Origin of the sequence: Frankia sp. EI5c (genome assembly GCF_001636565.1) — a bacterium.
Lineage (GTDB): Bacteria > Actinomycetota > Actinomycetes > Frankiales > Frankiaceae > Parafrankia.
The window spans coordinates 17,199-31,190 of the sequence record NZ_LRTK01000030.1; the positions used below are offsets into that span (position 1 = coordinate 17,199).

A 13,992-nucleotide genomic window follows, 5' to 3' on the forward strand; every position below is an offset into this window, starting at 1 on the left:
CCGGGGCGCTCGACGCGGCTCGCGTGCGATCCGTCCCGTCGGGGCCGCGGGATCCGTCGCTCCCGGGCCGGTCCGTCGCGTGGCGCTTTCCGCGTCGTATGTCCAAGACCTCAACCAATCCGCGTCATATTAAGTGAACCTCACTTATCGTGTGGGCTGGTGTCGTGACTGGTCAAGGGGCGATCCGTGGCATCCGGCGCGGTCGGTGGTGAGTCCGATGCATGCGGAGTTGACGGATAGAGGTAAGCCTGACCTAAATGGCCACGTGGACCAAGGAGCGGCGATCCGGAAGCCCGCCGAGCTCGTGCTGCCGGGGGCGCGAACACCCACCCCGCCCGATGGGCGGCGCGGGCGGCCTGACGAGGCGGCTGGGTCGGGCCGATCAGACGAGGCTGGTGAGGCGCGCGGGGCTGGTCAGGCGGGCAGGGCTGGTCAGGCGGGCGGTGCTGGTGAGTCAGGGGCCCGCAGGGCTGTCCGTCCGCTCGGGCTCGCCGCCGCGCTGGTGCTGCTCGCGGGCGGCGTCCTGGCCAGTGTGGCCCTCGGCGCCAAGCAGCTGCCGCCGGCCGAGGTGTGGCAGGTGCTCTGGCACGACGACCGCTCGGAAGCCGCCATCATCGTCCACGACCTGCGCGTGCCGCGGACGCTCGTCGGCCTCGTCGTCGGCCTCGGGCTCGGGGTTGCCGGCACGTTGGCGCAGGCGCTGACCCGCAACTCGCTGGCCGACCCGGGTCTGCTCGGCGTCAACCTGGGCGCGTCGGCGGCGGTCGTGGCCGCCGTGTCGTTCCTGGGGGTCACGACGCCGGCGGGCTATGTCTGGTTCGCGCTGATCGGCGCGGCGCTCGCCTCCGTCGCGGTCTACGTGCTCGGCGCGACCGGCCGGGCGGCGGTGGCGCCCGAGCGCCTCATCGTCGCCGGCGCGGCGCTGAGCGCGGTGCTCGCCGCCTTCACCTACGGTGTCGCCTTCCTCGACCACGAGACGTTCGACCGGCTGCGCTTCTGGGACGTCGCCGCGCTGAACCGGGCCAGCCTCGCCCAGGTCGGCGCCGTCGCGCCGTTCATCAGTGTGGGTGTCGCGCTGGCCGTCGCGATCGCGCCGGCGCTCAACGCCCTGGCGATGGGGGAGGACTCCGGGCGGGGCCTCGGCGTCAACGTTCGGTGGACCCGGGTGCAGGGCGTGCTCGCGATCGCGCTGATGTGCGGCGCCGGCACCGCGGTCGCCGGGCCCATCACCTTCGTGGGACTCGCTGTGCCGCACGTCGCCCGCGCGATCTGCGGGCCGGACCAGCGCTGGGTGATCGCGTACTCCGCCGTTCTCGCGCCGACACTGCTGCTGGTCGCCGATGTCGTGGGCCGGCTCATCATCGCCCCCGCCGAACTGGAGGTCGGGGTCGTCACCGCGCTCGTGGGTGCCCCGGTGTTCATCGTGCTGTGTCGGCGCGCACGGTTGGGCCGATTGTGAGCGGACCGCATCCCGGGCTGGCCACGATGATCGTGGCCACCGCCGGGACCCACGACGGTGACGGGGCGGGGGAGGTGAGCGGGCCATGACGCGGGCGGTGACGGGCACGGCGGTGGGCGGCGCGGCGGTGACCAGCGCGGCGGTGACCAGCGCGGTGACCAGCGCGGCGGTGGGCGGCGTGCCGACCCGGGGCTGGGTCGTCCGCGACCGCGCCGACCGGCTGTCCCTGCGGATCGACGGCCGCGGCCTGGTGGTCTGCGTGGGCCTGTTCGTCGCGATCCTGGCCGCCGGTGCGGTGGCCCTGACGACGGGCGACTTCCACGTCCCGGTCGGGGCGGTGGTCGACAGCCTGCTCGGCCAGGGCAGCCCGGGGACGGATTTCGTCATCCTCGACCTCCGGCTGCCCCGGCTGCTCACCGGGATCATGGTCGGCGCCGCGCTCGCCGTCAGCGGAGCGATCTTCCAGACGATGACGGCGAACCCGCTCGGCAGCCCGGATGTCATCGGCTTCACGGCGGGTTCGTCCACCGGAGCGGTGATCGTCATCCTGGTCCTGCACGGCAACACCTACGAGACGTCCTTCGGCGCGCTCGTCGGCGGGTTGGTGACGGCCGTGGCGATCTATCTGCTGTCGTTCCGGCGCGGGGTCGCCGGGCCGCGGCTGATCCTGGTGGGCATCGGGACGGCGTCCATGCTCACCGCGGTGAACTCCTACCTGATCACCCGGGCCTCGCTCGGTGACGCGATCACCGCGCAGACCTGGCTGCTGGGCAGCCTGAACCGGCGGAGCTGGGACAACGTGCGCCCGCTGGCGATCGCGCTGGTGGTGCTGCTGCCGACGGCGTGGTTTCTGGGCCGGCGGCTGTCGATGCTCGCGATGGGTTCCGACGCCGCGCGGGCACTGGGCGTCCCGGTGGAGCGCACCCGGCTGACCCTGCTCGCGACGGGCGCGGCGCTCGCCGCCTGCGCGACGGCCGCGGCGGGGCCGATCGGATTCGTGGCGCTGGCCGCGCCGCAGCTCGCCCGGCACCTGGCTCGCTCGCCGGGGGCGGCCCTCGTCCCGGCGGCGCTGCTCGGCGCGCTGGTGGTGGTGGTGAGCGACCTGGCCGCCCAGCGGATGTTCGCGCCGTCGCAGCTGCCGGTGGGCGTGGCGACGAACGCGGTCGGCGGCCTGTACCTGGTGTGGCTGCTGTCCCGCCAGCGGCGGCGGACTTGACCGGCGCGGTGGCGTCGAAAAATCCGCTGGCCTGGCCTTCTCCCAACTATTCCGCACCCACGATGGAGTGGTCCCGATGACCATGTCAGCCGGCAACACCGTCCTGTGGGCGCAGCTCCGCTCGATGCCCGGCCCGCTGTCGCTGAGCGTGCTGGCCACCCTCGTCCAGCAGCTGGCGATGCTCGCGTTGCCCTGGTGCATCCAGCACGCCCTCGACGACGGCATCACCCCGCTCGACGTGGGGGACACGGTGCGCTGGGCGCTCGTCACCGCGGCGGTCTCCCTCGCCTTCCTGCTCGGCGGGGTGGGCGGCCAGTGGTGGTCGGGTATCGCGGCCAACCGGGTCGCGCACGGGCTGCGCGCCGCGCTGATCGACAAGGTGACCGTGCTGGACCGCCCGGCGCTGGCCCGGTTCGGGCGCGGTGACCTCGCCATGCGGGTCACCCGGGACGTCGACCTGGTCCGCCTGTGGCTGCAGAACCTCAACATCTGGGTCCGGGTGATCGTCACCCTGGTCGTCGTCCTGCCCGCGCTGGGTCTGCTCGACCCGCTGCTGCTGGTCGTCGGCCTGGTCACCGTGCCGCTGGTCGGGCTGGCCAACGCGTTCTTCCCCGGCCGCTACGACGCCGCCAACGAGGCGCTATCCGAAGCGCACAGCACCCGCGCGGACGCCGTCGAGGACCTGCTCTCCGCCAGCGCCGCGGTGCGGGGCCTGGGCGGCGAGCGGGTGCTGGTCCGCCGCCACCACGGCCTCTCCCGCACGGTCACCGGCACCTCGCTGCGGGTCGCCGGGGTCTCGGCCTGGTGGTCCGCGGTGCCGCCGGCGCTGCCTCGGCTGGCCATCGCGGTCGGCCTCGGCCTCGGCGGCACCGCCGCCATCCGCGGCGACCTGACCGTGGGCGGCCTCGTCGCGTTCACCTCGTGGATGACCACCCTCGCGCTGGCCATCGCCATCCTGGTCGACCTGCTCGCCGGCCGCGGCCAGGCCCGGGTCGCGGCGACCCGCATCGCCGAGGTGCTCGACACCCCGGGGATGGCGGCGGACGACGCCGACCCGGTGCCGCTTCCCGCGGGCGGGGTCCTGGAAGCCGCGGCGGTCGTCGTCCGCGGCGAGGACGGGCGGGCCATCCTCGGGCCGGTCGACCTGAGCGCCGGGCCGGGCGAGTTCGTGGCGATCACCGGCCCGACCGGGTCCGGCAAGTCGACCCTGACCCGCCTGCTGTGCCGGATCGACGACCCGGCGTCGGGCACCCTCCGCTTCGGCGGGGTGGACCTGCGTTCCGCGTCGCGGACGGAGGTGCTGACCCGGATCGGGCTCGTCCCGCAGCGCCCGCTCGTGCTCTCCGGGACGGTCGCCGACAACCTGCGCCTCGGCCGTGACCTCGAGCTGGCCGAGCTGCGGGCCGCCTGCCACGCCGCCGCCCTCGACGAGTTCGTCATGAGCCTGCCCGACCAGTACGACACGGTGCTCGGCGAGCGCGGCGGAACCCTTTCCGGGGGGCAGGGGCAGCGGCTCGCGCTGGCCCGCGGCCTGCTCGGACGTCCCGCGGTGCTGGTGCTCGACGACGTCACCTCGGCGCTGGACGTCGAGACCGAGGCGGCCGTCCTGCGGCGGCTGCGCGAGTGGAACCCGGACGGCACGCTCATCGTCGTCTCCCACCGGCCGGCGGTGCTGGCCGCCGCGGACCGCGTGGTGACCCTGCCACCCCCCGACCGGACCACCACCCGCTCCGGCGACGGCGCGGCCCTGCCCATCACCCGCTCCGGCGACGAGGCGGCCCTGCCCACCACCGGAGGTCACCGTGGCTGAGGCCCGCCTGCTGACGGAAGAACCGGACACCGCGGGCGCGCTGCGCCGCGGGTGGGTGTACCTGCGCCCGCACCGCGCGCTGCTCGCGCTGGCGCTCCTCGTCACGGTGGCGAGCACGGCGGCCGTGGTCGGGATCGCGCCCGTGGTCGGCCGCGGTGTCGACGCCGTGATCGACCGTGACCGCACGGCGCTGTGGTGGTCGGTGGGTGCCCTGGCGGTGGTCGTCCTGGCCCGCCTGCTGCTGCTTCGCTGGTCGGAGCTGCTGCTGGCCCGGGCCGGCGAACGGGTCGTGCAGGACCTGCGCGACCTGGTCGTGGAACGCCTGGCCGGCGCGCCGCTGCGGTTCGTGGAGGCCCACCGCACCGGAGACCTGCTCCGCCGTGCCACCGGCGAGATCGCCGACCTGGCGCTGTTCATCCGCGAGCAGGTGCCGAACCTGCTCGGCATCGGGCTCACCGTGGTGCTGACGACGATCCTGCTGATCGTCTACTCGCCGCTGCTGGCCCTGATGCTCATCGTGCTCTTCCTCCCGGCGGCGTTCGCGGTCATCTGGTGGTTCAACCGGGTGGCGGGCCGGGCGTTCGGCCGGCAGGCCACCGCGGACGCGGCGATGACCGCGACCTTCACCGAGACGCTGGCCGCGAGCGAGGCGCTGGTGGTCGTCGGGCGTCCCGGAGAGTGGGTCGAGCGGTTCCGCCGCGACAACGACGAGCTGCTGCGGGCGTCCAACGGGACCATCGGGGCGCAGAACCGGTTGGAGCTGTTCAACCTGCTCGAAGGGCTGGCGACGGCCGCGCTGCTGCTGCTGAGCGTGTGGCTGGCCCGGGCCGGTCACCTCGGGGTGGGCGCCGTCGTGGTCTTCGTCCTGGCCACCCGCAACCTGTTCGAGGGCATCGCCGGGCTCTCCCGGCTGATCGGGCAGCTGCAGACGGCCCGGGTGGGTGTGGCGCGGCTGATCGACCTGCTCGACGCGACCGACACCTCGGCGACCGGTTCCTCGGCGACGGAGACCTCGGCGACCGGTTCGTCTGCGACCGAGACCTCGGCGTCGGGCGTCCCGGCGGACAGCGCCTCGGCGGGCGGCGGGTCGCTGCCGGCCCGCGGGGAGCTGGCGGCGACGGAGCTGCGGTTCGGGTACGGGACGGCCGGGGACGACGTGCTCCGCGGCGTGTCGGTCAGCTTCCCGGCCGGCGACCGCGCCGGCCTCGTGGGTACGACCGGTTCCGGCAAGACCACGCTCGCGAAGCTGCTCTGCGGCCTCTACCAGCCGGACAGCGGGGCGGTGACTTTCGGCGGCGTCGACCTGAGCACCGTGTCGCCCGCCGAGATCCGCTCCCGCATCGTGCTGGTGCCGCAGCAGGTCCACATCATCACCGGGTCACTCGCGGAGAATCTGGCGCTGGCGCCGGGCGAGCCCGACCGGGCGGCGATGGAGCGGGCGGTGACCGCGCTGGGGCTCGGCGAGTGGGTGTCGGGGCTGCCCGGCGGGCTGGACGCGTCGGTGGGGGCCCGCGGCGAGCTGCTGTCCGCGGGCGAGCGCCAGATCGTCGGCCTGCTGCGGGCGGCGCTGGTCGACCCGCCGGTGCTGGTGCTGGACGAGGCCACGGCCGACCTGGATCCCGAAGTGGCGCGCCGGCTGGAGACCGCGGTCGAGCATCTGCGCCCAGGCCGGACCCTGATCGTGATCGCACACCGTCAGTCCACGATCGACCGCCTGCCTCGCCGTGTCGGGCTGGCCGCCGGGCGGATCGTCACCGCCGACCACGCACCCTCCGTGCCTGGTCAGGCGCATAACGGGCACGTCGCCACCGATCGCGCCTAAAGGCTGACAAGCGGCCGAACTTAGCCTAGCCTTACCTAATACCACTAAGGTTGGCCTTACCCTGACGACGCGATCCGAGGAGACGGCAGCATGTCGACGAATCCCTTCGACGACGAGAGCGGAAGCTTCTTCGTGCTGGTGAACGACGAGGGACAGCACTCGCTGTGGCCGAGCTTCGCCGCCGTCCCGGCCGGCTGGACCGTCGTGCACGGNGAGGAGAGCCGCCAGTCCTGCCTCGACTACGTGGAGGCCAACTGGACGGATCTGCGCCCGCGCAGCCTCGTCGCCCAGATGGCCGCCCACGCGCCCGCGGGTGTCGCCGGCTCTGACACTCCCGCCAAGCGGTGATGGCGCCGTCGACTTCGTACCGAAGGACGGTCCCCCTCGCCCAACCCCCGGCGGCCGCCGCGGCACATCTTGCCCGTAGCGCCGCCGGGCCGTTCGTGGTCTACGAACGAGCCGGCGAGTGGTCCTTCGGCGCGGGAGTGCTCGCCGAGATCGAACTGCGGGCCAGCGAGCTGCGGCACCGCGTCGGCTCCGGGCCGTGGCAGGCCGAGCCGACCGGCCCGGATCCGCTGCACCGGGTGGCCGACCTCCTCGCCGGCCTCGGCGGCGCGGACTGGCGGGCCTACGGCTGGGCGGCGTTCGAGCTCAGCCATCTGCTGGCCGGTCTCGAGGTGCCAGCCGGCCCCGATCCGCTGCTGCATCTGATCATCCCGCGGCGGGAGGTGCGGCTGACCGACGGTGTCGCCGTTCTGCGGTCACTGGCGGCCTCCGGCCGGCCGGAGCTGGCCGAGCGGGCCGAGGCTGAGCGGGTCGAGGCTGAGCGGGCCGAGGCTGAGCGGGTCGAGCTGGACAGCCTGGCGGGGGCGTTGACGGCGGTGCGGCCGCCGGCCGCCGCCGACCGGCTGCTCACCGTCGATCTCGAGTACGGAGTCGACGACTACCAGCGGACGGTCGCGACCGCCGTCGCCGACATCCGCGCGGGGCGCCTGCGCAAGGTGATCCTCTCCCGGGCCGTGCCGGTCGACGGGGACGTAGACCTGGTCGCCACCTACGAGGCGGGTCGGGCGGGCAACACCCCGGCCCGGTCGTACCTGCTCGACACCGGCTACCTGCGCGCCACCGGATTCAGTCCCGAGACCGTGGTCGAGGTGAGCGCCGACGGCCTGGTCTCGACCCAGCCGCTGGCCGGCACCCGGGCACTGACCGGCGAGCCCGTCCTCGACGAGCGGCTGCGGGCGGAGCTGCGCGCCGACCCCAAGGAGATCTACGAGCACGCCGTCTCCGTCCAGGCCGCCCAGGACGAGCTGCGCCGGTTCTGCCGGCCCGGTTCGGTGACGGTCGACGAGTTCATGACGGTGCTCGCGCGCGGCAGCGTCCAGCACCTCGCCTCCCGCGTCGCGGGACGCCTCGCCGCCGGCCGCGACGCCTGGGACGCGTTCGCGACGGTCTTCCCCTCCATCACCGCCTCCGGCGTGCCCAAGGCCGACGCCTGCGCGGCGATCTCCGGCTACGAGGCGAGCCCCCGCGGCCTTTACAGCGGCGCCGTGCTCACCGTCGACGCGGACGGCTCCCTGGACGCCGCGCTCGTCCTGCGCAGCGTCTTCCAGCGGGAGGGCCGGACGTGGCTGCGCGCCGGTGCCGGGATCGTGGCGCAGTCCGACCCCGAGCGGGAGGCTGAGGAGACCCGGGAGAAGCTGCGCAGCGTCAGCCGTTTCCTGGTGGCCGCTCCCGCTCCCGCACCCGCACCCGCTGCCGGCCCCGCGCCCGCGGGCGTCCCGCCGTTCTGGTCGAGCCTCGCGGGCGTCCGCGCGGTGGTGGCCGAGCTGCTGGACGAGGAGCCGGCGGACATCGGCGACGAGGAGAACCTCTTCGAGCTGGGGCTGGAATCCATCGCGCTGATGAAGCTCGTCGGCCGGTGGCGCCGGGACGGGGTTCCGGTCTCCTTCGGGGAGCTCGCGGAGAACCCCACCGTCGACGGCTGGTTCAAGATCCTTTCCACCCGGGCGCCCGTGGAACCATCCGGGCCCGCGCCGACGGCGGGAACCGCGCCGTCGGCCGAGGCGGGTGGGGCGGCGGGCGAGCCCGCGGCCCCGGCAGGCCCGGACCCGGTCGTTCCCGCACTACCCGAGCAGGCCGTGCCCGAGCAGGCCGTGCCCGAGCAGGCCGTGGCGGACGGGACGTCCGCGGCGGCGCTGCCGGCAGCGGGGGCCGCGAGCTCGACCGCCGCGCTGGTGGACGACGCGGCCGAGGCGCGGGACGAGTTCCCGCTCGCGCTCATGCAGCACGCCTACTGGGTCGGCCGGGACGGCGGGCAGCCGCTGGGCGAGGTCGCCGCGCACCTGTTCACCGAGTTCGACGGCGCCGGCGTCGACCCCGAGCGGTTGCGCGCCGCGATCGAGAAGCTCATCGCGCGCCACGACATGCTCCGCATGCGGGTCACCGACAACGGCGCGCAGATCATCGAGGAGACGTCCGGCTGGCGCGGCCTCACCGTGCACGACCTGCGCGACCTGGAAGAGGCCGCGGTCCGGGCCAGGCTCGGCGAGATCCGCGAGCGGATGTCGCACCAGATGCTCGACATCGAGGCCGGCGAGGTCTTCGCGACCGCGCTGAGCCTGCTGCCGGGCGGCCGCGCCCGACTGCATCTCGACGTCGACATGGTGGCCGCCGACGCGGTCAGCTACCGGGTCCTGCTGGCCGACCTCGCGCACTTCTACGAGCGGCCGGCGGAGCCGGCGGTGCCGCCGGGCTACAGCTACCGCGAGTACCGGGCCGCGCGTGGCCCGGCCCGCGCGGCGGCCGCCCGGGCCGCGGCGGACTGGTGGCAGGGCCGCCTGCCCAGCCTGCCCGGTGCTCCCGGCCTGCCCCGCCCGTCGGTGCGCACCGAAAGCACCGGCCCGCGGGTCTCCCGCCGGTACTTCCTCCTCCCGCCGGCGGCCCGCGACGCGCTGCGCCGGGCCGCCCACAGCCGGGGTGTCACCCCGGCGATGACGGTGGCCGCGGCGTTCGCCGAGGTCCTCGCCGGGTGGAGCACCGAGTCGCGGTTCGTGCTCAACGTGCCGATGTTCGACCGCGAGCCGGTGCACCCGGACATCAACCACGTGGTCGGCGACTTCACCAGCTCGGTGCTGCTGGAGGTCGACCTGACCGAGTCGCTGCCGTTCGCCGCCCGCGTCCGCCAGCTCCAGGGCCGGCTGCACGCCGACGCGGCCCACGCCGAGTACTCCGGCGTCGAGGTGCTGCGGGACCTCACCCGCCGCAACGGTGAGCAGGTCCTGGCGCCGGTGGTGTTCACCAGCGCGCTCGGGCTAGGCGAGCTGTTCGACCCGAGCGTGCGCCGGCACTTCGGGGACCCGGTCTGGATCATCTCCCAGGGCCCGCAGGTGCTGCTGGACGCGCAGGTCACCGAGCTCGACGGCGGCCTGCTGGTCAACTGGGACGTCCGGGAGAACGAGTTCCCACCCGGGGTGGTGGACGAGATGTTCGCCGCCTTCGAGCGGCTCGTGCGCGACCTCGCCGACACCGCCGACGCCTGGGACTCCGCCGTGGACGCCCTGTTGCCGGCGGCGGCGCGGGACGTCCGCCGGGCGGTGAACGAGACTGCCGGGCCGCGCCCGACGCGCCTGCTGCACGAGGCGTTCTTCGAGCGGGCCGGGCAGCACCCCGACGCCCCCGCCCTGCGGTGGGACGGCGGCGACGGGCCGGCCGGGCTCAGCTACGGCGAGCTGAGCACCCGGGCGCTGGCCCTCGCGGCCGCGCTGGCCCGCCACGGGGTGCGCCGCGGTGACCTGGTCGGTATCAGCCTGCCGAAGGGGCCGGCCCAGGTCGTCGCCGTCCTCGGTGTGCTGGCGGCCGGCGGGACGTATGTGCCGGTCGGTGTCGAGCAGCCACCCGCCCGGGTGGAGCGGATCGCGACCGCCGCCGGGTTCACCCTTCTGATCACCGACGGCCCGCGGGACGGCCTGCCCGCCGGGGTCGTCCAGCTCGCACCCGACCAGCTCGCACCCGACCAGCTCGCACCCGACCAGCTCGCACCCGACCAGACCGCAGCCGACCAGACCGCAGCCGACCAGACCGCAGCCGACCAGACCGCAGCCGACCAGACCGCAGCCGAGCGGATCACGGGTCCCGACGTGCTGGCGCCCGCGGAGCTCGGTGGGCTCGACCGGCCGGCCTATGTGCTGTTCACCTCCGGGTCGACCGGCCAGCCCAAGGGCGTGGAGGTCGGGCACCTGGCCGCGGCGAACACCATCGACGACCTGATCGACCGCCTCGGCCTCGGCCCGGGTGACCGGACGCTCGCCGTCTCGGCGCTCGACTTCGACCTGTCGGTGTTCGACCTGTTCGCGCCGCTGTCCGTCGGTGGCGCCGTCGTCCTGCTCGACGAGACGTCCCGGCGGGAGGCGCGGCGCTGGGCGGAACTGGTGCGCGACCACCAGGTGACCATCCTGAACTGCGTACCCACCGTGCTCGATCTGGTGCTGTCCACCGGGGTGGAGCTCGGCGGCTCGCTGCGGGCCGTGCTGCTCGGCGGTGACCGGGTGGACGTCGACCTGCCGGCCCGGCTGGTCGCCGCGGTACCCGGCGCCCGCTTCCTCGGGCTCGGCGGCACCACCGAGACGGCGATCCACTCGACGGTGTGCGAGGTCGACGGCGCCCGGCCGGTACCCGACTGGTGGCGCTCCGTGCCGTACGGGACGCCGTTGCGCAACGTGCGCCTGCGGGTCGTCGACCCACTGGGCCGCGACTGCCCCGACCACGTGGCCGGCGAGCTGTGGATCGGCGGCGCCGGTGTCGCCCGGGGCTACCTGGGCGATCCGGAACGGACCGCCGACCGGTTCGTCGAACACGCCGGCCTGCGCTGGTATCGCACCGGTGACCTGGCGCGATACCAGCCCGACGGCTCGGTTGAGTTCCTCGGGCGGCGCGACCACCAGGTCAAGATCCGGGGCTTCCGGGTCGAGCTCGGTGAGGTCGAGGCGGCGCTGGCGACCCTGCCCGAGGTGCAGGCCGGTGTCGCGGTGCTCCTCGAAGGCGCCGGCGGGCATCCCGCCGCCCTCGGTGCCGGCATCGTGCCGGCCGCCGGGAGTGGTGGTGCCGGCGGGAGTGGTGGTGCCGGCGGGGCCGGTGGTGCGGTGGTGGACGCGTCGCCGGCGGCCGTGCGGGAGCGGCTGCGCGGGGTGCTGCCGCCGCACATGGTGCCGGACCTGATCGTCACCTTCGACGCGATGCCGCTCACCGCGAACGGCAAGATCGACCGTCGGGCCGTCACCGCCGCCGTGCGCCGGGCGGTCGGCGGCTCCGGCGAGCACGCCCCACCGCGCGACGACCTGGAACGGGTCGTGCACGCCGTCTGGCGGGAGGTGCTGGGGGTCGCGGAGTTCGGCGTCACCGACGAGTTCTTCGCGCTCGGCGGCGACTCCGTCCTCGCCACGGCGGTGGTGCGGCGGCTGCGCGACGAGCTGGACACGACGGCGGTCAGCGTGCGGTCCCTGTTCGCGGCCCCGACCGTGGCGACGCTCGCCGAGCGCATCCGCGCCGCCGACACCGTGCCCGGCCGGTCCGACCGGGTAGCCACGATCGCCCTGGAGATCGCGGCGATGACGGACGACGAGGTCGCCCTGGAGCTGGGCGATCCGGGCGACACAGGAGGCTCCCGATGACCGCCCCGTCGACGACGCCGTCGACCCCGCCCGCGCCCGCGCCCGCGCCCGCGCCCGCGCCGGCTCCGGCTCCGGCACCGGCCCTGGCCCCGGCCTCTCAACCGGGGGGCGCCGAGGCCGACTGGGTGCGGTGGCCGGCCGAGTTCGCCCAGCTCTACCAGGACACGGGGTACTGGCGGGAGCAGACCCTGGACGGGCTGCTGCGGGAGTGGGCCCACCGGTTCGGATCGGCCACCGCGGTGGTCGCCGGCTCCGAGCGGATCAGCTACGCGGCGCTCGACGAGGCGGTGGACGACCTCAGCGCCGGCCTGTCGGCGCTCGGCGTCGGCCCCGGTGACCACCTGGTCGTGCACCTGCCGAACCGGGCCGAGTTCGTGACCGTCCTGTTCGCGCTGATGCGCGTCGGGGCGATCGGGGTGCTGGCACTGCCCGCCCACCGGCGGGTGGAGATCGAGCACTTCGCCCGGCTGGCCGGTGCCGTCGGGTACGTCATCGCCGACCGGCACGAGGGCTTCGACTACCGGGAGCTGGCCCGCGAGGTGGCCGGCGCGGTCCCGTCGGTGCGGCACGTGCTGGTGGCCGGGGACCCCGGGGCGGGCTCCGAGACGGCGGCCCCCGCGGATGCCCCCGCCTTCACCGGGCTCGGCGAGCTCGCCGCGGCCGGGCGCGCCGCCCGCCGGGCCGCGGCGGCCGGCGGCGGGAACGCGGGCGTCGCGCCCCCCGGGCGGGGGCCGGATGACGTCGCCCTCCTGCTCATCTCCGGGGGGACGACCGGCAAGCCGAAGCTGATCCCGCGCACCCACCGCGACTACGCCTACAACGCCCGGGCCAGTGCCGAGGTGTGCGGGCTGACCGCCGACGACGTGTACCTGGCCGCGCTGCCGGCCGCGCACAACTTCCCGCTCGCGTGCCCGGGGATCCTCGGCACGTTCGGGGTGGGCGGCACGGTCGTGCTGGCGGCGGCGTCCAGCCCGGACGCCGTCTTCGACCTGATCGGCCGCGAGCGGGTCACCGTGACCGCCGCCGTGCCGCCGCTGGCCGGGCTGTGGGTCGAGGCCGCCGGGTGGGAGGGGCCGGACACGACCAGCCTGCGCCTGCTCCAGGTCGGCGGGGCCAAGCTCGACGAGGGCCTGGCCCGGCGGATCACGCCGGCGCTCGGGGCCCGCGTCCAGCAGGTTTTCGGGATGGCCGAGGGGCTGCTGAACTTCACCCGCCTCGACGACCCCGACGAGATCGTCTTCACCACCCAGGGCCGGCCGCTGGCCGAGGCCGACGAGCTGCGGGTCCTCGACGGGTCCGGGCACCCGGTTGTGGCCGGCCAGGTGGGTGAGCTGTGGACCCGCGGCCCGTACACCATCCGCGGGTACTACCGGGCCGCCGAGCACAACAGCACCGTCTTCAGCGACGACGGCTTCTTCCGCACCGGGGATCTCGTCCGCCGGCTCCCGACCGGCCACCTGGTCGTCGAGGGGCGGGTCAAGGATGTGATCAACCGGGGTGGGGAGAACGTGTCGGCCGGTGAGCTCGAGGAGCACCTGCTGACCCACCCGGCGATCGCCCGGGCCGCCGTCGTCGGCCTGCCCGACCCCGATGTGGGGGAGAAGGTGTGCGCGGCCGTCGTGCCCGTCGCGGGCGGGGCCGCGCCACGGCTCAAGGAGCTCAAGAACTACCTGCGTGACCGCGGCCTGGCCCATTTCATGCTTCCCGATCGCCTGGCGGTCGTCGCCGACTTCCCGTACACGGCTGTCGGCAAGATCGACAAGAGGGAGCTGCGCCGCCGCCTGGAGGAGTGAGCCTGCCCCGCTCACCCAGTCCGGAACCGCCCTGTCCCGCGGTCACCGGCCCGTTTGCCTGAGATCGCATCGATTCCGCCCGTCCCGCGTGCCCGCAGGTCCGCACGTTTCCGCTGGTGGAGGTCGGCCGTCACCCGCGGCCGCCTCGCCCCAGGCGGGAGCGCGCGAACGGGGGCGGGGGCGAGGCCCGCGGCCTGGCCGCGACGCATTTCCGGAGGTACGA

The 13,992-nt window shown here is 74.9% G+C and carries 7 protein-coding genes and 1 pseudogene; all 8 read left to right on the forward strand.

From position 1 onward, the window contains the following. Positions 1–265: 265 nt before the first annotated feature. The 8 genes and pseudogenes from UG55_RS15775 to UG55_RS15805 all read left to right on the forward strand — a co-directional run bounded on the left by UG55_RS15775 (position 266) and on the right by UG55_RS15805 (position 13,769). Positions 266–1,459 (forward strand): iron ABC transporter permease, encoded by a 1,194-nt coding sequence (locus UG55_RS15775; protein WP_242424574.1) that lies wholly within the window; start codon positions 266–268, stop codon positions 1,457–1,459. Between the two features lie 85 nt (positions 1,460–1,544). After that, complete coding sequence (locus UG55_RS15780) at positions 1,545–2,675, forward strand: iron chelate uptake ABC transporter family permease subunit (protein ID WP_083986852.1); 1,131 nt, start codon at positions 1,545–1,547, stop codon at positions 2,673–2,675. Positions 2,676–2,751: 76 nt separating this feature from the next. Then, positions 2,752–4,485: an ABC transporter ATP-binding protein gene (locus UG55_RS15785; protein WP_066069204.1), complete on the forward strand. Its 1,734-nt coding sequence runs from the start codon at positions 2,752–2,754 to the stop codon at positions 4,483–4,485. Then, positions 4,478–6,307 (forward strand): ABC transporter ATP-binding protein, encoded by a 1,830-nt coding sequence (locus UG55_RS15790; protein ID WP_066069208.1) that lies wholly within the window; start codon positions 4,478–4,480, stop codon positions 6,305–6,307. Before UG55_RS15785 ends, UG55_RS15790 begins: the two co-directional genes overlap by 8 nt. Positions 6,308–6,397: 90 nt before the next feature. Beyond that, positions 6,398–6,519 (forward strand): MbtH family protein (locus UG55_RS37725; RefSeq protein WP_242424610.1); only part of this gene is annotated, 122 nt, incomplete at its 3' end. Between the two features lies 1 nt (position 6,520). Then, a pseudogene (locus tag UG55_RS37730) lies at positions 6,521–6,655 on the forward strand (MbtH family protein); the annotation flags it as partial. Continuing rightward, the gene (locus UG55_RS15800; RefSeq protein WP_128423017.1) at positions 6,655–11,976 is read left to right on the forward strand and encodes a salicylate synthase; all 5,322 of its coding nucleotides are present in this window, start codon (positions 6,655–6,657) and stop codon (positions 11,974–11,976) included. The pseudogene UG55_RS37730 and the gene UG55_RS15800, both read left to right, overlap by 1 nt. Next, positions 11,973–13,769, forward strand: coding sequence for a (2,3-dihydroxybenzoyl)adenylate synthase (locus tag UG55_RS15805; RefSeq protein WP_083986853.1), 1,797 nt, complete (start codon positions 11,973–11,975; stop codon positions 13,767–13,769). The genes UG55_RS15800 and UG55_RS15805 overlap by 4 nt, the downstream gene beginning before the upstream one ends. Positions 13,770–13,992: the final 223 nt, after the last annotated feature.